This window comes from Enterobacter sp. DN (genome assembly GCF_046054285.1).
GTDB classification, from domain to species: domain Bacteria; phylum Pseudomonadota; class Gammaproteobacteria; order Enterobacterales; family Enterobacteriaceae; genus Enterobacter; species Enterobacter hormaechei_C.
Window position 1 is genome coordinate 60,721 of record NZ_JBJJTG010000009.1, and the last position, 18,804, is coordinate 79,524.

Genomic DNA, 18,804 nt, shown 5'->3' on the forward strand with positions numbered 1-18,804 from the left:
TGTGGTCGTCATCGCAATTTAACCCTTTGTGCTGTGCCCCTGAGTCTATGCGACAACCAGCAAAGTGCAAAAAAATCTCACATCAACAGTCTTGAAAAGGCCGTATCCAGACCCATTTTAAGAATGTAACCCGATAACGGACACGCCTGATGGGTGTTCGGGGAAGCAGAAGCCTGTCCATGGTGGAAGGCTACATTTTCTCGCTGATTTCAGGAGCATTTATCCATGCGTAATTTCGATCTCTCTCCGCTATACCGTTCTGCCATTGGTTTCGATCGTCTGTTCAACCACTTAGAAAACAACCAGAGCCAGAGCAACGGCTATCCTCCTTACAACGTTGAACTGGTTGACGAAAACCACTATCGCATTGCGATTGCTGTTGCCGGTTTCGCAGAGAGCGAACTGGAGATCACCGCGCAGGACAATCTGCTGGTGGTGAAAGGCTCCCATACGGCCGAGCAAAAAGAACGAACCTACCTCTACCAGGGCATCGCAGAGCGCAACTTTGAGCGCAAGTTCCAGCTGGCTGAGAACATCCACGTCAAGGGCGCGAACCTGGTGAACGGCCTGCTGTTTATCGAACTGGAACGTGTGATTCCGGAAGAGAAAAAACCGCGTCGTATCGAAATCAACTAATTACGCGGGTCGCGTGAGCGGCCCACCCGAACTTGCTTGCCGTAACGGGAGCATATGCGAATCCGCAAGGGTTTGCAGGTACAACTGTGCACAAAATTAAACTGTGCCGAACTCGCTTCTCAGAAGGAGATTTAGTATGCGTAACTACGATTTATCCCCCCTGCTGCGTCAGTGGATCGGTTTTGACAAACTGGCTAACGCGCTGCAAAGCGCAACCGAACAGCAGACCTTTCCGCCGTACAACATCGAAAAAAGCGATGATAACCACTACCGCATCACGCTTGCGCTGGCCGGGTTCCGCCAGGATGATCTCGACATCCAGCTTGAGGGTACGCGCCTGACCGTGAAAGGGTCACCGGAAAAACCCGACACCGAGACCAAATGGCTGCATCAGGGGCTTGTCACTCAGCCGTTTAGCCTGAGCTTTACCCTGGCAGACCATATGGAAGTTTCTGGCGCGACGTTCACTAACGGGCTGCTGAACATTGACCTCACCCGTAACGTGCCGGAAGCCATTGCGCCTCAGCGCATCGCCATTAGCGAACGCCCGGCGTTGAACAGCTAAACCACGTTTTTGCCGGGTGGCGGCTACGCCTTACCCGGCCTACAAAACGAATCGTGTGCGGGCTGGTGCCCTCACCCCGCCCCTCTCCCCACAGGGAGAGGGTGCAAACACTAAAAACGGTCACCTTCGGGTGACCGTTTTGCTTTTACCTTCGGCTTTTTTGTGCGCCATCGCCCATACAGCCGCCGTCAGCTCTGAGAGAATCCTTAGCATAACTATGGTTATACACAGGATGTGGATCATGAGTGATATCGCGTTAACCGTTAGCGTGTTGGCCCTTGTCGCGGTAGTGGGGCTATGGCTGGGGAATATCAAAATCCGCGGCGTCGGGTTTGGGATCGGCGGGGTGCTGTTCGGCGGGATTTTTGTCGGCCATTTTGCCGACCAGCTTGGGTGGGTGCTCAGCGCCGATATGCTGCATTTCATCCAGGAGTTCGGCCTGATCCTCTTTGTGTATACCATCGGTATTCAGGTGGGGCCGGGCTTCTTCGCTTCCCTGCGCGTCTCCGGTTTACGCCTTAATCTCTTTGCCTTCGGCATCGTCGTGATGGGTGGGCTGGTTACCGCCATTCTGCATAAATTCTTCGCGATTCCGCTGCCCGTTGTGCTGGGCATCTTCTCCGGCGCCGTCACGAATACGCCCGCGCTCGGGGCGGGCCAGCAAATTCTGCGCGATCTGGGTATCCCTGCTAATGTCGTCGATCAGATGGGGATGAGCTACGCCATGGCCTATCCGTTTGGCATTTGCGGTATTTTGCTCTCGATGTGGCTGGTGCGCGTGCTGTTCCGCGTTAACGTCGAGCAGGAGGCAAAAGAGCATGAAAGCACGCTGACCAACGGCCATGCGCTCATTAAAACCATCAACATTCGCGTCGAAAACCCCAACCTGAACAATATGGCGATACAGGATGTTCCCATTCTGAACAGCGCGACCATTATCTGTTCCCGCCTGAAACGTGATGACACGCTGATGGTGCCTTCACCGGATACCCTTATTCAGCACGGCGATCTCCTGCATCTGGTAGGGCAACCGGCGGATTTAAACAATGCCCGGCTGGTGATCGGTCAGGAGGTGGATACCTCACTCTCAACCCGTGGAACGGACATGCGCGTGGAGCGCGTGGTCGTGACCAATGAGAAGGTCCTGGGCAAGAAAATACGCGATTTGCAGGTTAAAGAGCGTTATGACGTGGTGATCTCCCGGCTTAACCGCGCCGGTGTCGAGCTGGTGGCCAGCCAGGATGCCAGCCTGCAATTCGGTGATATTCTCAACCTCGTCGGACGTCCCTCATCCATTGATGCCGTAGCGGACATGGTGGGCAACGCCCAGCAAAAACTCCAGCAGGTGCAGATGCTGCCGGTCTTTATCGGCGTCGGGCTTGGCGTCATGCTTGGCTCCATCCCCCTGTACGTGCCCGGCTTCCCGGTAGCACTGAAGCTGGGTCTGGCAGGCGGGCCACTCATTATGGCGCTGATCCTCGGGCGTATCGGCTCCATCGGTAAGCTCTACTGGTTTATGCCGCCGAGCGCTAACCTGGCGCTGCGGGAGTTGGGCATCGTGCTGTTTCTGGCGGTGGTGGGGCTGAAATCCGGCGGCGATTTTGTCGATACTCTGGTGAACGGCGAAGGGATAAGCTGGGTAGGATACGGCATATTTATTACCGCTATCCCACTGATAACGGTCGGATTACTGGCACGTATCTTCGCTAAAATGAACTATCTCACGCTGTGCGGCATGCTGGCCGGTTCCATGACCGATCCGCCCGCGCTGGCGTTCGCCAACAACCTGCACGCCACCAGCGGCGCGGCGGCGTTGTCCTACGCCACGGTTTATCCGCTGGTGATGTTTCTGCGCATCATCACCCCGCAGCTACTGGCGGTGCTGTTCTGGGGGATGGGCTAACAAGTCTTCCGGGTGGATACGCCGCAAATGGTAGTCCACCTGGTAATCGCTGGTGTTCCGGAACATCACGGAATAATTGAGGAACTCGCCGCTGTCGCTGTAGGAAAGGGAGGTGATGCGCAGCAGCGGCGTCTGTTCCGGCACATTCATATAACCGGCCAGCTGTTTATCTGCCAGCACCGGCGTCAGGCTCTCGTAGTTGCCGCTGATGGTGATCCCGCATTCCTTCTCGATGTAATCAAACTTAGACCCTTCGAGATGCGCCAGGGAAAGATTGCGGAACAGCTTCACCGGCATAAAGCTGTCCTCCAGCATCAGCGGTTTTCCGTCCACGTAACGCACCCGCCTTGAAAAATAGATCCGCTCATCAACCTGAATCCGCAGCTGGCTGGCGATGGCGGGCGGCGCGGGCATCACTTCAAACTGCAACACCTTGCTCTGCACTTCTTTCCCCTGCTGGCGCAGCACCTCCACCAGCCCGGTCAGGTTAGTCGTTTCATGATGAACGTCTTTGCGCGCCACGAACGTCCCGCTGCCGTGTCGACGTTCAACCAGCCCCCAGCTTACCAGCAGATCCAGCGCCTTGCGGATGGTCATCCGGGCTACGCCAAACTCCTTTGCCAGCGCTTTTTCTCCGGGTAACGGACTGCCAATGTTGTAGTCCGAGGAATTCAGCCGCAGCCGCAGCCGATCGGCAATTGATTTGTAGATCACCAGTAGACCTCTCTGCACACATCATGGCGTGGATTACGTCTTAACTTGTCTATGTTTAGTTTAAAAAGTAGACCTTATTGGTCAAATTAAAACCATGAATGCGATCACGAATCGCAGCGGCATACCATGTTGCTGCATCAGTAAGTTCTTATGCTCACCTCAGGCCAGTAAAAAACCATAAAGGCCTCTATCCCCTACAGGTTGTTTCATGAGGATTTAAAAATGCTCAGTCAAATACAACGTTTTGGCGGCGCCATGTTCACCCCGGTTTTGCTGTTTCCCTTTGCCGGGATCGTGGTTGGGATCGCCATCATGCTTCGCAATCCGCTGTTTGTCGGTGAGGCCTTAACCGCGCCGGATAATCTGTTCGCGCAAATTGTTCACATCATCGAAGAGGGCGGCTGGGCGGTGTTCCGTAATATGCCGCTGATTTTTGCTGTCGGCTTACCGATTGGCCTGGCAAAGCAGGCGCAGGGCCGCGCCTGTCTGGCGGTGCTGATTAGCTTCCTGACCTGGAACTACTTTATCAACGCGATGGGGATGACCTGGGGTCACTTCTTTGGCGTCGACTTCTCTGCTGAACCCACTGCCGGCAGCGGGCTGGCGATGATTGCCGGAATCAAAACGCTTGATACCAGCATCATCGGGGCGATTATCATTTCCGGGCTCGTCACCGCCATCCACAACCGATTTTTCGACAAGCCGTTGCCGGTCTTTCTGGGGATTTTCCAGGGCACCTCGTTTGTCGTTATCCTCGCGTTCTTCGTCATGATCCCTTGCGCCTGGCTGACGCTGCTGGGATGGCCGAAAGTGCAGATGGGCATTGAGTCGTTGCAGGCCTTTCTACGTACCGCTGGCGCGCTGGGCGTATGGGTTTATACCTTCCTGGAACGCATTCTGATCCCAACCGGATTACACCACTTTGTCTACGGCCCGTTTATCTTCGGCCCGGCTGCGGTAGAAGGCGGCATTCAGGTCTACTGGGCACAGCACCTTCAGGAATTCAGCCAGAGCACTGTGCCGCTGAAAACGCTGTTTCCGGAGGGCGGATTCGCGCTGCACGGCAACTCTAAGGTGTTTGGCTCAGTCGGTATTGCGCTGGCTATCTGGTATACCGCGTCGCCGGAGAACCGCGTCAAAGTGGCAGGTCTGCTGATCCCGGCCACGCTTACCGCCGTGCTGGTGGGCATTACCGAACCGCTGGAGTTCACCTTCCTGTTTATCTCGCCGTTGCTGTTTGCCATCCACGCCGTGCTGGCCGCAACGATGGCGACGGTGATGTATACCTTCGGGGTGGTGGGGAACATGGGGGGCGGTCTGCTGGACCAGTTCCTGCCGCAAAACTGGATCCCGATGTTCCATAACCACGCCTCGACGGTATTCACCCAGATTGGCATCGGCCTCTGCTTCACCGGGATCTACTTCTTGGTCTTCAGAACGCTTATCGAACGTCTGAATCTCAAAACGCCGGGCCGGGAAGAGAGCGAAATCAAACTCTACAACAAAGCCGACTATAAGGCCGCGCGTGGGCAAACCACCGCCCCGGCGGCAGCCAGCCAGCAGGTCGGGCAGGCTGCTGGGTTCTTACAGGCGCTCGGCGGCGCAGCAAACATCGAAAGTATCAATAACTGCGCCACCCGCTTGCGTATTGCCCTGGTGGATATGACGAAAACCCAAAGCGACGACGTCTTCAAAGCCCTGGGCGCACACGGTGTGGTGCGGCGCGGCAACGGCATACAGGTGATTGTCGGTCTGCACGTTCCTCAGGTGCGCGACCAGCTGGAATCGCTGATGAAAACCCCTTTAACAAACGAACAAACCACTCTGACAGAGGCTATATCATGAAAAAATTCTCAGTTGTTATTGCAGGCGGCGGCAGTACATTCACGCCTGGTATCGTCCTGATGCTGTTAGCCAACCGTGACCGTTTCCCGCTGCGTGCGCTGAAGTTCTATGACAATGACGGAGCACGTCAGGAGATCATCGCCGAGGCGTGCAAAATCATCCTTAAGGAGCAGGCGCCGGAGATTGAATTTAGTTACACCACCGATCCTGAAGCGGCCTTTACCGATGTGGATTTCGTGATGGCGCATATTCGCGTTGGCAAATACCCCATGCGTGAAAAAGATGAAAAAATTCCGCTGCGCCACGGCGTGCTGGGCCAGGAAACGTGCGGGCCGGGCGGCATCTCCTACGGCATGCGCTCCATCGGCGGCGTGCTGGAGCTGGTGGATTACATGGAGCAGTACTCCCCGAACGCGTGGATGCTGAACTACTCCAACCCGGCGGCGATTGTCGCGGAAGCCACGCGCCGCCTGCGTCCGAACGCGAAAATTCTCAACATCTGCGACATGCCGATCGGCATTGAAGGACGTATGGCGCAAATCGTCGGCCTGAAAGACCGCAAAGAGATGCGCGTGCGCTACTACGGTCTGAACCACTTCGGCTGGTGGACGTCGATTGAAGATCTGAACGGCAACGATCTGATGCCGAAACTGCGCGAATACGTGGCGAAAAACGGTTATGTTCCGCCTTCGGAAGATGCGCATACTGAAGCGAGCTGGAATGATACTTTCGCCAAGGCTAAAGACGTACAGGCGCTGGATCCGGACACCATGCCGAACACCTACCTGAAGTATTACCTGTTCCCGGACTATGTGGTCGCCCATTCCAACCCGGAGCGTACCCGCGCCAATGAAGTGATGGATCACCGTGAGAAGCATGTATTCAGTTCATGCCGGGCGATTATCGAAGCCGGTCATTCTTCTGCCGGTGAACTGGAAATCGACGAACATGCGTCGTACATCGTCGATCTGGCGACCGCGATCGCCTTTAATACCCAGGAACGCATGCTGCTGATTGTGCCTAACAATGGGGCTATCCATAATTTTGACGCCGACGCGATGGTAGAAATTCCGTGTCTGGTCGGCCACAACGGACCGGAGCCGCTGACCGTGGGTGATATTCCGCACTTCCAGAAAGGGCTCATGAGCCAGCAGGTGGCGGTGGAAAAACTGGTGGTGGACGCCTGGGAGCAGCGCTCGTATCAGAAACTCTGGCAGGCGATTACCCTGTCGAAAACCGTACCGAGCGCGTCGGTGGCGAAGGCGATTCTGGACGATCTGATTGAAGCCAACAAAGAGTACTGGCCGGAACTGCATTAATTTTCCTGACCGGCATCGCCAGATGCCGGTCTCCTTGTCCTGGCTGAATTACGCTATGCTGAAGCCTGCATGCAGCACGACAAGGAACCTTCATGAACATTTCCCGCCTCGGTGAAGCACCGGACTACCGCTTCTCACTGGCTAACGAACGCACGTTCTTAGCGTGGATCCGCACCGCCCTGGGCTTTCTGGCCGCAGGTGTCGGCCTTGATCAGCTCGCCCCCGATTTTGCCACCCCGTTGATTCGCGAAGTGCTGGCCCTGCTGCTGTGCCTGATTGCCGGCGTGCTGGCGATTTATGGCTATCTGCGCTGGCTGAGAAATGAAAAGGCGATGCGTCTGAAGCAGGATCTCCCCTACACGCGCGGCTTGCTCATCATTAGTACGATTTTGCTGATGGTTGCGGGCGTAGTGATGTTACTGGTGTTGTATGCCGGATAGCCGCAAAGCGCGGCGGGAAGCGGACCCCGGGCTTCAGCCGGAGCGAACCTCGCTGGCCTGGCTGCGCACGCTACTGGGGTATGGCGCGCTGATCGCTCTTGCCATTAAGCACAACTGGCACCGCACGGGGGCGCCATTCTGGATCTCCATTGTTGTGCTGGCGCTGGTAGCCGTCATTTTATGGCGCTACACCCGCAGCCGTAACCTGATGGACGTGGCGCAGAACGACTTTGCGCAGCCGAAAGCGGTGCGGGATAAGTTCCTGATTGCGTTGGCTGTGCTGTCTCTGTCTTTACTCTTTGCAGTTACTCACATTCAGCAAATTATGAGCTTATAAGCCCGGTGGCGGCTACGCCTTACCGGGCCTACAGCTGCCGCGAACTGTAGGCCGGGTAAGGCGCAGCCGCCACCCGGCATAATTACTTCCCTTTAGCCAGATACTTCGCCATCTCGTCTTCCGGCACCATGCCGCCGCCGGTTGCCCACACCAGGTGCGTGGGGTTGGCATCCGCCTGCACGCGCACCGGCCCGGCCATGCCCGCCAGCGCCGACGGCTCGAGGCGAATCCCTTCCTCCTGCGCCAGCCAGCCGAGCATGTCGTACATGCTTTGATCGGAGAGGGTGTAGAACCCGTCAAGCAGGCGTTCCATCGCGCGGCCCACGAAGCCGGAGGCGCGTCCTACCGCCAGCCCGTCCGCTGCCGTGACGTTATCAATGCCCAGATCCTGCACCGCAATCTCATCGTGCAGCCCGGTATAAACGCCCAGCAGCATGCACGGTGAGTGCGTTGGCTCCGCGAAGAAGCAGTGGACGTTATCGCCAAAGGCCAGCTTCAGGCCAAACGCCACGCCGCCGGGACCACCGCCGACGCCGCACGGCAGGTAGACGTACAGGGGATGATCGGCATCCACCACGCGGCCCTGCTCGGCAAACTGCGCCTTCAGGCGCTCGCCAGCAACCGCATAGCCCAGGAACAGCGTGCGTGAGTTCTCATCGTCAATAAAGAAGCAGTTCGGATCGCTTTCCGCCGCTTTGCGTCCCTGCTCCACCGCCACGCCGTAATCCTGCTCATATTCCACGACGATCACGCCGTGGCTGCGCAGTTTGGCTTTCTTCCACTCGCGGGCGTCGGCGGACATATGCACCGTCACCTTAAAGCCAATGCGGGCGCTCATAATGCCGATGGACATCCCCAGGTTGCCGGTTGAGCCCACCGCGATGCTGTACTGGCTGAAGAAGGCTTTAAAGCGCGGCTCCAGCAGAACGCTGTAGTCGTCTTCGAGGCTCAGCAACCCGGCGTCCAGCGCCAGTTTCTCCGCATGGGTCAGCACCTCATAGATGCCACCGCGCGCTTTGATCGAGCCGGAAATCGGCAGATGGCTGTCTTTTTTCAGCAGCAGCGTGCCTGGAATGGCCTTACCGGACTCTTTCTCCAGCCGCGCCTGCATCGCCGGGATCGCGACCAGGTCGGATTCGATAATCCCGCCCGTTGCCGCCGTTTCCGGGAACGCTTTCGCCAGATACGGCGCGAAGCGTTTCAGGCGCGCGTGCGCGTCGTCCACGTCGGCTTTGGTCAGCCCGACATACGGCAACCCTTCCGCCAGCGTCGTGGTGCGCGGGTTAAGCCAGGTGGTTTCTTTCAGGGCAATCAGATCCTCAACCAGAGGAAACTGTGCGGTTAAAGTAGTGATAGTTGCGTTTTCCATAATACGTCTCTTCGCGCTCAGATAATGAAAGAAAGCAGGAATGTGCCGCCAAGTGCAAGCACCGAGGCGATAAACGTCGCCGTCGTATAGTATTTGAAGGTCTCGTTCAGGGTCGCGCCGCAGTATTGCTTCACCAGCCAGAAGAGAGAATCGGTCACGATCGTGCAGCCAATAGCGCCGGACCCGATGGCAATGGTGATGATCTCCGGGCTTACGTTCGGGTAGAGCGGCAGCATCGGCGCCACTATCGCCGTGGCACCCATCATCGCTACCGTTGCCGAACCCACGGCGGCGTGCAGCACCAGTGCCACCAGCCAGGCGAGAAGGATAGGGTGCATATGCAGGTTCGAGAGAATATGCGCCAGCGTCTCCGCCAGACCGCTGGTTTTAAGGATGGCGTTGAACGCGCCGCCCGCACCGATAATCAGCAAAATGTTGGCGATAGAGCCAAAGCCGTGCTCCGTATGGGTCAGCATTGCGCCCATGCCCATGTGCTGGCGGATCCCCAGCAGGTAGTAGGCGACAAACACGGCGATAAACATCGCGGTGATAGGGTTGCCGATAAACTCCAGCAGGGTATAAAGCGTGCCTTCTTTTGCCATGTTCAGCTCGGCAATGGTTTTCACCAGCATCAGGGCAATCGGCAGCAGCACGGTGAACAGCGTGGCGCTCAGCGACGGCAGCGTGTGTTCTTCCCGCACCTTCAGGTCTGAAAATTCCGCCGGAACCGGCTTATAGGGCAGACGATCGCCGAGCAGCTTCAGGAACAGCGGGCCGCCAACCAGAGACGCCATCAGGCCCACCATCAGACCGTAGACAATCACCGTCCCGACGTCCGCCCCTAATTTATTGGTGACAAACAGCGCGGCCGGATGCGGAGGCACCACGCAGTGCACTGCCATTAGTGCGGTACAGAGCGGAATGGCCAGCTTGAGCAGCGACGTGTTGGTCTTTTTGGCGATGGAAAACGCCAGCGGGATCAGCAGTACCACGCCCACTTCCACAAACAGCGTAATGCCGCAGATCAGGCCGACCAGGACCATAATCACGTCCGCCGACAACCAGCGGCAGCGCTGCAACGTAATCCCGATGCGCTCTGCCGCGCCGGAGACTTCCATCATTTTGCCGAGAATAGTGCCAAGACCGATAACCGCCGCCAGGAAGCCCAGCGTACCGCCAATCCCGCTCTCAATGGCGTTCACCATATCCAGCGGGCTCATCCCCATCATCGCGCCGACGAAAAAGCTTGCCAGCAGCAGCGCGAGGAACGGGTGAAACTTCAGTTTTACGATGGTTAAAACAATCAATACGATGCTGACAAGCAGCGTTGCCACAACCCAGACCTGAGATCCCATATCTCACCTCACCCTTATGTCATCTGGGGGTATTGGACGAAAAAACGGCGTGGGCTGACAAACGATATAAATTGGCGTTCAGATGAGCCAGATTGGATCAACTGAGTGACTGGACTCTAAAAAGCGCACTTAACTCGTATTAGGTTCACATAAATTCATTCTTGAGCGGTATGCTGAACGCAGAAATTACGTATGGGAATTGTGATGACCGATGCGAATGAAGGCAGAAACCGGCTGTTAAACGGCTGGCAGCTGTCGAAAATGTACACCTTTGAAGTGGCCGCCCGGCATGAGTCCTTCGCGCTGGCGGCGGCGGAGCTGTCGCTCAGCCCCAGCGCGGTGAGCCACCGCATAAATCTGCTGGAAGAGGAGCTGGGCATTCAGCTGTTTGTCCGCTCACACCGTAAAGTGGAGCTGACGCAGGAAGGCAAGCGCGTTTACTGGACGCTGAAATCGTCCCTCGACACCCTGAATCAGGAGATCCTGGATATTAAAAACCAGGCGCTGTCAGGTACGCTAACGGTGTACTCCCGGCCGTCGATCGCCCAGTGCTGGCTGGTGCCGATGCTGGGGGATTTTACCCGCCGCTACCCGTCGATTTCACTTACTATTCTGACTGGTAATGATTACGTCAACATGCAGCGAACCGGCATCGATCTGGCGCTCTATTTCGACGATACGCCGCCAAACCACCTTTCTCATCACTTTTTGATGGATGAAGAGATTTTGCCCGTCTGCTCGCCGGCGTATGCCCGGGAGCATGAACTGCTGAAAAACCCCCATAACCTCAGCCACTGCACGTTACTGCACGACCGTCAGGCCTGGAGCAATGATTCCGGTACGGATGAGTGGCTGAGCTGGGCGCAGCATTACGCGGCGAATATGCCGTTATCATCGGGTATTGGCTTCGATCGCTCTGATTTAGCCATTATCGCGGCCATGAATAATGTGGGGGTGGCGATGGGGAGAAAGCGGCTGGTGCAAAAACGTCTCGAACGAGGGGAGTTGATCGCACCCTTTGATGGGAAAACCCTCAAGTGCCATCAGCATTATTACGTCTCAACGCTTCCCGGCCGTCAGTGGCCGAAAATTGACGCCTTTATCGGCTGGCTAAGAGAGCTGGCGGGTTGAAGAATTATTACGCTTTCGCTCTACACCAAATGTGAAAAAGCGTGCTAAATACAGGTAATGCTTTTGATTTATCCAGGGTAAACCGTGTTAAAGCCTTTTATTGCCACTGCGATCTTACTCTCTTCCGGCTGGGCGATTGCCGCTGAGCCGCCGCTGACGGCTGCCCGTTACGCGCAGATGCTGGGCGTCGGAATGGATGTCGACTGGGCACGCACCGAGCGCGGTATCCGCGAGTTCGACCCGCTGGTGGTCCGTGATTTTCAGGTGAAAGGCATACACCATGTCCGTATTCGGGTGGCGGGCGAACCGACGGAAGCGCGGCTGATTCACCTGCGTAAGCTGGTGGAGGCCTGCGAGCAATACGGCGTCATCCCCATCATCGCTTATCAGGCCGATGAATATAAAAACGACCCGAAAGCGGATACCGAAAAAGAGGTGATCAACTGGTGGATTGCCGTGGCGCACTATTTTGGTCAGCGCTCGCCGTTGCTGGGCTTTGACCTGATCTACGAACCGGCGGACAAGCTCAACCACAACGTTGCTTCGCTCAACCGGGTGTATGAGAAAGCGATCAAAGACATTCACGCCATTGATGCCAGCCGCATGATTTTTATCGCCCCTCGTCTGCGCGCCGCGCCGGAGGATTTATCCAGCCTGAAGCTGCCCGCGCACAGCCAGAATTACCTGCTGGCGGAGTGGCATATTTTCCCCTGGGGCCCGCTGAAAACGAACGGTAAATACCCGTGGACGTCCGGAACTGCGGCTGAGAAAGCGGCTATCCGTAACCGAATCAACGCCGCGCTGCACTGGCAACAAAAAACCGGGCATGTGAGCTGGGTTGGCGGCTGGGGGGTGGGCGAATCGAAAAGCCTGATGCCAACCGCCTCGCAGATGGCGTTTACCACGTTTATGGCGTGCGAGCTGAAACAGGCCAACATCCCGTATGCAATAAACGCCGATGTTCAGTTTTATGACGGGGAAGAGGGGGCGTGGCGGCCTGCCCCAGAGCGGCTATTGCAGGCGATGATTGCGCCCGTCTGTGAAAAGCCCGGCGAGAAGCCGGGCCATCATGCGGTTAAACCGGCTGTTCGTGATGCGAGACACGCGACGCCAGCGGCAGCCAGCACAGCAAAATCAGCAGCCCCATCAGGGTCATCAGCAAGCCTAAACTCGCCTGCCCGGTCTGCGGCATCATAGCCGAAAGCCAGGCCAGCGCGCCGGAACCGATGTTCTGCAAACCGCCCACCAGCGCGCCTGCCGTGCCTGCGAGGAACGGGAACGGCTCCATCGCGCCGCTGGTGGCGAGGGGAAACAGCATGCCCGCGCCGAAGAAGAACAGCGCCGCCGGGATGAGCAACGTCCAGACCGACATCACGTCAAACAGCCCCGGGATCCACATCATCAGCCCGGCCAGCAGACAGCTGATCACCGACTGCCACATCAGCGTGGAGAAACGCTTGTTCGGACGTCCGGCGAACCATGCACCGAAGAACGCCGCCGGGATCGGCAGAATAAACAGAATACTCACCACCATGCTGCTCAGGCCAAGGCCTGCGCCCAGCAGCACGCCGGAACAGGCTTCAAACACCGCAATGCCCGCCAGGCCGCCGATTAGCATCAACAGATAACAGGTAAAGGACCCATTACCGAACAGCGTTTTGTAGCTGGCGATGAGCTTCGTGCGCGGCGCGTCTTTTGGGCGGGTTTCCGGCATCCAGCGCGCCATGCTGAAGGTGACAATAATGCACAGCACCAGCAGGAAGGCGTAACAGGCGCGCCAGGACCAGACGGTGTCCAGCAGACCCCCAATCAGCGGGGCCAGTAGCGGGCTGACCAGAATACCCATATTTAACAGACTGTTGGCGTGACGAAGCTGTGTGCCCTGGTACATATCACGCGGCAGGGTACGCGCCATAACCCCGCCAACGCCGGTGCCCACGCCCTGGAGGGCGCTGGCGGCAATCAGGACGGTCAGGCTGTGCGTGGTAATGGCAATCACCGTTGCTACCATGAAAATGCTCATGCCCACCAGAATGACCGGACGACGCCCGACGCGATCGGACAGGGGACCATAAACCAGCTGTGAAACGCCATAGGTCAGCAGATAGGCTGCCATCACGCTCTGGACTGCACCTTCGCGGACGCTCAGATCTTTTGCCATATCGGCAATCGCCGGAATGTAGATGGTTTGTGCCATCTGCCCGACGGCCACCAGTAACACCAGCATCAACAATAAGTTCACGTTCCGTTGCTTTTTCATGTCGCTGAATACTTTTGCCAAAAGAGATAAATAAAGAATAAGTGACTACGCATTCCCATAAATGCGCGAGGAATCTACCACAGAGAGATGACAATTTAAGCATTACTGTGATGAATGACAGAAGGCGTGAAGGCAGGATTTGTAAACAAGATCGGCAACTAATGTTGCCAGCGAATTACGCCAGGCGCAGCAGGACCGCACCGGCAGCAATACCCAGTGCCGCCGCGATGCGCAGGCCGGCAACCTTCTCTTTTAAAAGCACAAATGCGATTAATGCGCCGAAGAGAATAGAGGTTTCACGCAGTGCCGCGACCACAGCCAGCGGTGCCTGGGTCATCGCCCAGAGTGCCAGACCGTAAGATCCCATCGTCCCGACACCGCCGAGCAGCCCTTTTTTCCAGTGCAGGCGCAGGTAGCTGGACGCTTCGCGACGCCGCGCCACCATTGCCCAGCTCAGCAGGCAGAAACCGTTCATGAAGAAGGTCCAGAGCGTATAGCCCAGCGCAGTGTCCGAGAGTCGCACACCGGTGCCGTCCACCAGGGTATACCCGGCGATAAAACAGGCGTTCAGCAGCGCCAGCCAGATCCCCTTGCGTGACTGCATGCGGCCGTTCATCGCCATGGCCAGAATCGACAGACAAATGACCCCAATGCCGGACCAGGCAAGCCAGGAGAGATGATCCCCGAGCACCAATACGCTGATCAGCGCCACCAGCAGAGGAGCCGTCCCGCGCATAAGGGGGTAGGTCTGGCTCATGTCGGAGACCTGATAGGTCTTCGCTACCAGCACGGTGTACACCACCTGTAACGCACAGGAGACGAACAAATATGGCCAGCTTGCGGCAGTTGGCTGAGGAGAGAAGGGCAGTAAAATCAGGGCAATAAGCGCGGCTGAACCGCTGACTCCGATCGCCGAGTAGAGTTTATCCGTTCCGGCTTTAACGATGGCGTTCCAGCTGGCATGCAGCAGTGCGGCGAACAGTAAAATGCAGAAAACGGTGATGGTCATGGCGTATCGGTTGGTGAAATGTCATCCAACTGTAACATTCACCCGTCGATGCTGCCAGCCGCTTACACTGCGCAAAAAAGGCGGTGCGTCACCCGGGGTTCGTCTGACACCAGCCTGAAGCCCGCCCGATGGTAAAATCCGTACGCGGTTTCCGGCGCATGGGTATTAAGAAAATCAAACCAGATGCTGGCATCCGCCATCACCACGGTCAAAAGCTGTTTGCCTATGCCCTGCCCACGGCACTTCTCGCTGACGTAGAGATGACGAATACGTCCGGCGCGCGGCTGCTGGCTGAACGGATCGCGATTAAGGCCGCACACGCCCACCAGCCTGCCGTTAAGAAACGCCCCCAGCAGTTTTTCACCCGGCGCGTTAAAGCGGTTTTCACCCCGCTGCCAGTTCTCTTCCAGCCTGCGCAGCATATTGAAATTCAACGCGATACTCTCCGCCTTCAGGGCGATATACCCGGGTTCATCGGGCGTGACGGGCTCAATTAACAGACGCGACATAGCATTCCCTCGTTATTAAAGAGGGGCGGTTGCCCGCCCCTCTCAGGTGCGACTTGAACCTGAATCACCGAACGTATTTCAGGACAGCATCAAGCAGTTGCAATACAGCAACAATGAGTTTGAGGACAAGTATGACCATATCCACGACGCTCATACGCGTCTCCTTTTGGTTAAAAGGAGCACGATGCTGGCGTACCTTTCCGCCGCCTGTGGCCAGCACCTGGATTGACGTAACACAGTGTGCTCACTTCAGGGGTTAAGGCACTGACGGCACCACCCGTTTCAGCCAGGACTTCGTTGCGCCGGTAAACTGCGGCCCCCTCGCTCACTGCGAACACCCTCAGTATAGATAAATACTGTATGCATGAACAGTATTTTATGGACAAAATTTGGAAGGCGATCCATACTCAAAAACGTCAAAATCCGTGCCGGAATTGCGCGTTCGTCTTCGATCGCGTATACTTTTCGCGTTGACGTAACACAGTGTGTTCTGCGGCAACCAACCGCAAAACCCTGATAAAAACCTCGCTTAGGCGGGGTTTTTTGTTTTCTGACGAAGTGAAAATAGTATCCTTCGTTGACTTATTGGCAACAGGTGTTATCGTTGCCATAATGGCAATGGACGCGGCAGGCAAGCAGGATGCATTTAATCTCAATGAAGGCAATTTTGGATGCGGTAAGCCAGTTCCCGCAACACAGAGAAGAGCTTCTCTTTTTAGGACGAGTTATTGAAAAGAGCCACTGCCCGACGCCCGCTGCACTGAGAAAACTTTTCCCAACGCTGGATAACTTCAAGTATCTTGATAAGCATTATGTTATTGATATTGCAAATAACAATCTCAGAGTAGTGGCTCTCATATTCTTTGAAAGCCAAAAGTTTTATGTGCGCCATGTTTTTACTCATAAGGAATATGACCGTTTTACGGAGAAACATCGCACTAAGGGGAAGAAATGATGATCGTCGCTGATGCAATGAAAGCTACGCACGCCCTTGTTGCGGCCGTTCCTTTACTGGGTGAACAGCCGAGCGAGAAAGATTATAAGGATGCGCTTGAGCTGGTTGAGTATCTCCTTATGAACGAGCCCAATAGTCCTTTGCTGGATATTGTGTGCGCCAGAATTAGCCATTACGAAGCTAATGGGCCAGAGATAGTCGCATTACGCAAGGAGATGGAGTCCGTTCCCGTCGGAATTGCAGTTTTAAGAACCTTGATGGATCAATACAATCTGACGATATCGGATTTTAAGGATGAAATTGGTAGTAAATCGATGGTTTCACGGGTTCTGAATGGTCAGAGACAGCTTACCCTGAACCATATTAAAAAGCTGGCGGCCAGATTTGGGGTATCACCTGCGTTATTTATTGAGTGAGTAAAAAACCTTTATTGAGTGTCACCACCCAACAAACAAAACGTGATCCCTGACGCATTTTTGCGCAGATGAAAATATTTCCATTGTCACATCCGAAAACCTGTGTTTGTATAAATTCAATCAATGATTCCAAACACAGGTCCCCAATGACTTCATCCATCTTCACTTCGACCCTACTAAAAACTGCGCAACCTGCCGCAGTGGTCGTCGTGCGTGTGGTGGTGGTCGTCGGCAATGCGCCGTAGGGACTGGATCAACACACGAATCCAAAACCCCGCCGGCGCAAACCGGGCGGGGTTTTTCGTTTAGCACCCTCCCCGGAAAGCTGGCTCAGAAGAAAAGGACTGGAGCATGGCAAGTTCGGGCACAACATCCACAAAGACGCGTTTTACAGGCGCGCAGCTGATTGTTCATTTACTGGAACGACAGGGCATCACCACCGTTGCGGGCATCCCGGGTGGGACCGTACTGCCGCTGTATGATGCGTTAAGCCAAAGCACACAGATCCGCCACGTGCTGGCGCGCCACGAGCAGGGCGCAGGCTTTATCGCCCAGGGCATGGCGCGTACCCAGGGTAAACCGGCGGTCTGTATGGCCTGTAGCGGGCCGGGCGCCACTAACCTGGTGACCGCCATCGCCGACGCGCGTCTCGACTCCATTCCGCTGATCTGCATTACCGGCCAGGTGCCGTCCTCGATGATCGGCACCGATGCGTTCCAGGAAGTCGACACCTACGGCATCTCTATCCCCATCACCAAACATAACTATTTAGTTCGCGATATCAGCGAGCTGCCTCAGGTTATCAGCGATGCGTTCCGCATTGCGCAGTCTGGCCGCCCGGGCCCGGTGTGGATAGACATTCCTAAGGATGTCCAGACCGCAGAAATTGAGATCGACGTTCTGCCTGAGCCGGGTGACCGTGCCCCCGCGCCAGAATTCAGCGCTGAGAGCGTGCGCGATGCGGCGGCGATGATCAACGCCGCCAAACGCCCGGTGCTCTATCTGGGCGGCGGGACGATCAACGCCGCGGATGAAATCCGCCAGTTCGCTGAAAAAGCTAATTTGCCCACCACTATGACCCTGATGGCGCTGGGTATGCTGCCAAAAGCGCACCCGCTCTCTCTCGGCATGCTGGGCATGCACGGCGCGCGCAGCACCAACTATATCCTGCAAGAGGCGGATTTGCTGATAGTTATGGGGGCGCGTTTTGATGACCGGGCGATTGGCAAAACCGAGCAGTTCTGCCCGAACGCCAAAATCATTCACGTGGATATCGACCGCGCCGAGCTGGGTAAAATCAAGCAGCCGCACGTGGCGATCCAGGGCGACGTGGCCGAGGTGCTGGCGCAGCTGATCCCGCAGACGGAGGCAACCGACCGCGCCGACTGGCGCCAGCTGGTGGCCGATCTGCAACGGGAGTTCCCGGGCGCTATCCCAACCGAGGGCGACCCGCTGAGCCACTATGGTCTTATCAACGCCGTCGCCGCCTGCGTGGATGACAGCGCGATTATCACCACCGACGTCGGCCAGCATCAGATGTGGACCGCTCAGGCGTATCCGCTGAACCGCCCGCGCCAGTGGCTGACCTCCGGCGGCCTTGGCACCATGGGCTTCGGCTTGCCAGCAGCGGTTGGCGCGGCGCTCGCCAACCCGGACCGCAAGGTGATCTGCTTCTCCGGTGACGGCAGCCTGATGATGAATATTCAGGAGATGGCGACGGCGGCCGAAAACCAGTTAGACGTTAAAATCATTCTGATGAACAACGAGGCGCTGGGTCTGGTGCACCAGCAGCAGAGCCTGTTCTACAAGCAGGGCGTGTTTGCGGCGACCTATCCGGGGATGATCAACTTCATGCAGATTGCCGCTGGTTTTGGCCTGCACACCTGCGATCTGAACGCCGAAGAAGATGCCCACGCGGCGTTGCAGGATGCGATTTCTCGCCCTGGCCCGGCGCTGATCCACGTGCGTATCGACCCTGAACAAAAAGTGTATCCGATGGTGCCGCCGGGTGCGGCAAATACTGAGATGGTGGGGGAATAAG

The 18,804-nt window shown here is 56.5% G+C and carries 19 protein-coding genes, 1 pseudogene and 1 other annotated feature; of the genes and pseudogenes, 13 read left to right on the forward strand and 7 right to left on the reverse strand.

Annotated features, from left to right (window positions below):
- Nucleotides 1-157: 157 nt before the first annotated feature.
- Nucleotides 158-232 (forward strand) — a sequence feature (ROSE (Repression Of Heat Shock gene Expression) occurs in the 5'-region of heat shock genes and acts as an RNA thermometer to modulate expression.).
- From ibpA to ACJTMZ_RS18575, 3 genes are all read left to right on the forward strand, one after another.
- Nucleotides 226-636 (forward strand): small heat shock chaperone IbpA, encoded by a 411-nt coding sequence (ibpA, locus tag ACJTMZ_RS18565; protein ID WP_006177605.1) that lies wholly within the window; start codon nt 226-228, stop codon nt 634-636. (Overlaps the previous feature by 7 nt.)
- Nucleotides 637-772: 136 nt before the next feature.
- Nucleotides 773-1,201 carry a small heat shock chaperone IbpB gene (ibpB, locus tag ACJTMZ_RS18570; protein ID WP_100135028.1) on the forward strand — a complete coding sequence of 143 codons (429 nt, stop codon included), beginning with the start codon at nt 773-775 and terminating at the stop codon, nt 1,199-1,201.
- A 241-nt stretch (nt 1,202-1,442) separates the two neighbouring features.
- Nucleotides 1,443-3,104, forward strand: a complete 1,662-nt coding sequence (locus tag ACJTMZ_RS18575; RefSeq protein ID WP_252011082.1) for a putative transporter — start codon at nt 1,443-1,445, stop codon at nt 3,102-3,104.
- On the opposite strand, the gene ACJTMZ_RS18580 is transcribed toward ACJTMZ_RS18575, so the two are convergent.
- Entirely contained in the window at nt 3,072-3,818 is a 747-nt protein-coding gene (locus ACJTMZ_RS18580) for a GntR family transcriptional regulator (RefSeq protein ID WP_017383690.1), read from the reverse strand. The two genes, ACJTMZ_RS18575 and ACJTMZ_RS18580, sit on opposite strands and share 33 nt — an antisense overlap.
- 222 nt (nt 3,819-4,040) lie before the next feature.
- On the opposite strand from ACJTMZ_RS18580, the gene ACJTMZ_RS18585 reads away from it, so the two are divergent.
- The 4 genes from ACJTMZ_RS18585 (at nt 4,041) to ACJTMZ_RS18600 (ending at nt 7,759) form a co-directional block, all read left to right on the forward strand.
- Nucleotides 4,041-5,663, forward strand: a complete 1,623-nt coding sequence (locus tag ACJTMZ_RS18585) for an alpha-glucoside-specific PTS transporter subunit IIBC (RefSeq protein ID WP_252011080.1) — start codon at nt 4,041-4,043, stop codon at nt 5,661-5,663.
- Nucleotides 5,660-6,982, forward strand: coding sequence for a 6-phospho-alpha-glucosidase (locus ACJTMZ_RS18590; RefSeq protein ID WP_015570123.1), 1,323 nt, complete (start codon nt 5,660-5,662; stop codon nt 6,980-6,982). Before ACJTMZ_RS18585 ends, ACJTMZ_RS18590 begins: the two co-directional genes overlap by 4 nt.
- A 92-nt stretch (nt 6,983-7,074) precedes the next feature.
- A complete protein-coding gene (locus tag ACJTMZ_RS18595) occupies nt 7,075-7,422 on the forward strand; it encodes a YidH family protein (RefSeq protein ID WP_003861080.1) in 348 nt (115 codons plus the stop codon).
- Nucleotides 7,412-7,759 (forward strand): DUF202 domain-containing protein, encoded by a 348-nt coding sequence (locus ACJTMZ_RS18600; protein ID WP_017383689.1) that lies wholly within the window; start codon nt 7,412-7,414, stop codon nt 7,757-7,759. The genes ACJTMZ_RS18595 and ACJTMZ_RS18600 overlap by 11 nt, the downstream gene beginning before the upstream one ends.
- 82 nt (nt 7,760-7,841) lie before the next feature.
- Here the strand turns inward: ACJTMZ_RS18600 and dsdA are convergent, their stop codons facing one another.
- Together dsdA and dsdX are read right to left on the reverse strand one after the other, a co-directional pair.
- A complete protein-coding gene (dsdA, locus tag ACJTMZ_RS18605) occupies nt 7,842-9,128 on the reverse strand; it encodes a D-serine ammonia-lyase (RefSeq protein WP_252011078.1) in 1,287 nt (428 codons plus the stop codon).
- A 17-nt stretch (nt 9,129-9,145) separates the two neighbouring features.
- The gene (dsdX, locus tag ACJTMZ_RS18610; protein ID WP_252011076.1) at nt 9,146-10,483 is read right to left on the reverse strand and encodes a D-serine transporter DsdX; all 1,338 of its coding nucleotides are present in this window, start codon (nt 10,481-10,483) and stop codon (nt 9,146-9,148) included.
- Between the two features lie 204 nt (nt 10,484-10,687).
- Between dsdX and dsdC the strand changes: the two genes are divergently transcribed.
- Both dsdC and ACJTMZ_RS18620 read left to right on the forward strand, forming a co-directional pair.
- Nucleotides 10,688-11,614, forward strand: a complete 927-nt coding sequence (gene dsdC / locus ACJTMZ_RS18615) for a DNA-binding transcriptional regulator DsdC (RefSeq protein WP_023302824.1) — start codon at nt 10,688-10,690, stop codon at nt 11,612-11,614.
- Between the two features lie 84 nt (nt 11,615-11,698).
- A pseudogene (locus ACJTMZ_RS18620) lies at nt 11,699-12,784 on the forward strand (cellulase family glycosylhydrolase); the annotation flags it as partial.
- Here the strand turns inward: ACJTMZ_RS18620 and emrD are convergent.
- The 4 genes from emrD to tisB form a co-directional block, all read right to left on the reverse strand.
- A complete protein-coding gene (emrD, locus tag ACJTMZ_RS18625) occupies nt 12,690-13,874 on the reverse strand; it encodes a multidrug efflux MFS transporter EmrD (RefSeq protein WP_015570118.1) in 1,185 nt (394 codons plus the stop codon). The pseudogene ACJTMZ_RS18620 and the gene emrD sit on opposite strands and share 95 nt — an antisense overlap.
- A gap of 175 nt (nt 13,875-14,049) precedes the next feature.
- Complete coding sequence (locus ACJTMZ_RS18630) at nt 14,050-14,883, reverse strand: DMT family transporter (RefSeq protein WP_015570117.1); 834 nt, start codon at nt 14,881-14,883, stop codon at nt 14,050-14,052.
- A 62-nt stretch (nt 14,884-14,945) separates the two neighbouring features.
- Nucleotides 14,946-15,392, reverse strand: coding sequence for a GNAT family N-acetyltransferase (locus tag ACJTMZ_RS18635; protein ID WP_003861064.1), 447 nt, complete (start codon nt 15,390-15,392; stop codon nt 14,946-14,948).
- A gap of 64 nt (nt 15,393-15,456) precedes the next feature.
- Nucleotides 15,457-15,546: a type I toxin-antitoxin system toxin TisB gene (tisB, locus tag ACJTMZ_RS18640; RefSeq protein ID WP_017383683.1), complete on the reverse strand. Its 90-nt coding sequence runs from the start codon at nt 15,544-15,546 to the stop codon at nt 15,457-15,459.
- 486 nt (nt 15,547-16,032) lie between these two features.
- Here tisB and ACJTMZ_RS18645 point away from each other — a divergent pair, with 486 nt between their 5' ends.
- From ACJTMZ_RS18645 to ilvB, 4 genes are all read left to right on the forward strand, one after another.
- Nucleotides 16,033-16,347: a type II toxin-antitoxin system HigB family toxin gene (locus tag ACJTMZ_RS18645; protein ID WP_023302825.1), complete on the forward strand. Its 315-nt coding sequence runs from the start codon at nt 16,033-16,035 to the stop codon at nt 16,345-16,347.
- Nucleotides 16,344-16,763 carry a type II toxin-antitoxin system HigA family antitoxin gene (locus tag ACJTMZ_RS18650; protein ID WP_023302826.1) on the forward strand — a complete coding sequence of 140 codons (420 nt, stop codon included), beginning with the start codon at nt 16,344-16,346 and terminating at the stop codon, nt 16,761-16,763. Before ACJTMZ_RS18645 ends, ACJTMZ_RS18650 begins: the two co-directional genes overlap by 4 nt.
- Before the next feature lie 146 nt (nt 16,764-16,909).
- The gene (gene ivbL / locus ACJTMZ_RS18655; protein ID WP_057979964.1) at nt 16,910-17,008 is read left to right on the forward strand and encodes an ilvB operon leader peptide IvbL; all 99 of its coding nucleotides are present in this window, start codon (nt 16,910-16,912) and stop codon (nt 17,006-17,008) included.
- Nucleotides 17,009-17,114: 106 nt separating this feature from the next.
- On the forward strand, nt 17,115-18,803 hold the full coding sequence (gene ilvB, locus ACJTMZ_RS18660; protein WP_015570114.1) for an acetolactate synthase large subunit: 1,689 nt from the start codon (nt 17,115-17,117) through the stop codon (nt 18,801-18,803).
- The last annotated feature ends 1 nt before the right edge of the window (nt 18,804 follow it).

Coding starts and splice junctions, on each gene's coding strand:
- ACJTMZ_RS18635 (WP_003861064.1), bottom strand. CDS start 15,392: ATGTCGCGTCTGTTAATTGAGCCCGTCACGCCCGATGAACCCGGGTAT.
- dsdA (WP_252011078.1), bottom strand. CDS start 9,128: ATGGAAAACGCAACTATCACTACTTTAACCGCACAGTTTCCTCTGGTT.
- ibpB (WP_100135028.1), top strand. CDS start 773: ATGCGTAACTACGATTTATCCCCCCTGCTGCGTCAGTGGATCGGTTTT.
- ACJTMZ_RS18590 (WP_015570123.1), top strand. CDS start 5,660: ATGAAAAAATTCTCAGTTGTTATTGCAGGCGGCGGCAGTACATTCACG.
- dsdX (WP_252011076.1), bottom strand. CDS start 10,483: ATGGGATCTCAGGTCTGGGTTGTGGCAACGCTGCTTGTCAGCATCGTA.
- ACJTMZ_RS18575 (WP_252011082.1), top strand. CDS start 1,443: ATGAGTGATATCGCGTTAACCGTTAGCGTGTTGGCCCTTGTCGCGGTA.
- ivbL (WP_057979964.1), top strand. CDS start 16,910: ATGACTTCATCCATCTTCACTTCGACCCTACTAAAAACTGCGCAACCT.
- tisB (WP_017383683.1), bottom strand. CDS start 15,546: ATGAGCGTCGTGGATATGGTCATACTTGTCCTCAAACTCATTGTTGCT.
- ilvB (WP_015570114.1), top strand. CDS start 17,115: ATGGCAAGTTCGGGCACAACATCCACAAAGACGCGTTTTACAGGCGCG.
- ACJTMZ_RS18600 (WP_017383689.1), top strand. CDS start 7,412: ATGCCGGATAGCCGCAAAGCGCGGCGGGAAGCGGACCCCGGGCTTCAG.
- emrD (WP_015570118.1), bottom strand. CDS start 13,874: ATGAAAAAGCAACGGAACGTGAACTTATTGTTGATGCTGGTGTTACTG.
- ibpA (WP_006177605.1), top strand. CDS start 226: ATGCGTAATTTCGATCTCTCTCCGCTATACCGTTCTGCCATTGGTTTC.
- ACJTMZ_RS18630 (WP_015570117.1), bottom strand. CDS start 14,883: ATGACCATCACCGTTTTCTGCATTTTACTGTTCGCCGCACTGCTGCAT.
- ACJTMZ_RS18595 (WP_003861080.1), top strand. CDS start 7,075: ATGAACATTTCCCGCCTCGGTGAAGCACCGGACTACCGCTTCTCACTG.
- dsdC (WP_023302824.1), top strand. CDS start 10,688: ATGACCGATGCGAATGAAGGCAGAAACCGGCTGTTAAACGGCTGGCAG.
- ACJTMZ_RS18650 (WP_023302826.1), top strand. CDS start 16,344: ATGATGATCGTCGCTGATGCAATGAAAGCTACGCACGCCCTTGTTGCG.
- ACJTMZ_RS18645 (WP_023302825.1), top strand. CDS start 16,033: ATGCATTTAATCTCAATGAAGGCAATTTTGGATGCGGTAAGCCAGTTC.
- ACJTMZ_RS18585 (WP_252011080.1), top strand. CDS start 4,041: ATGCTCAGTCAAATACAACGTTTTGGCGGCGCCATGTTCACCCCGGTT.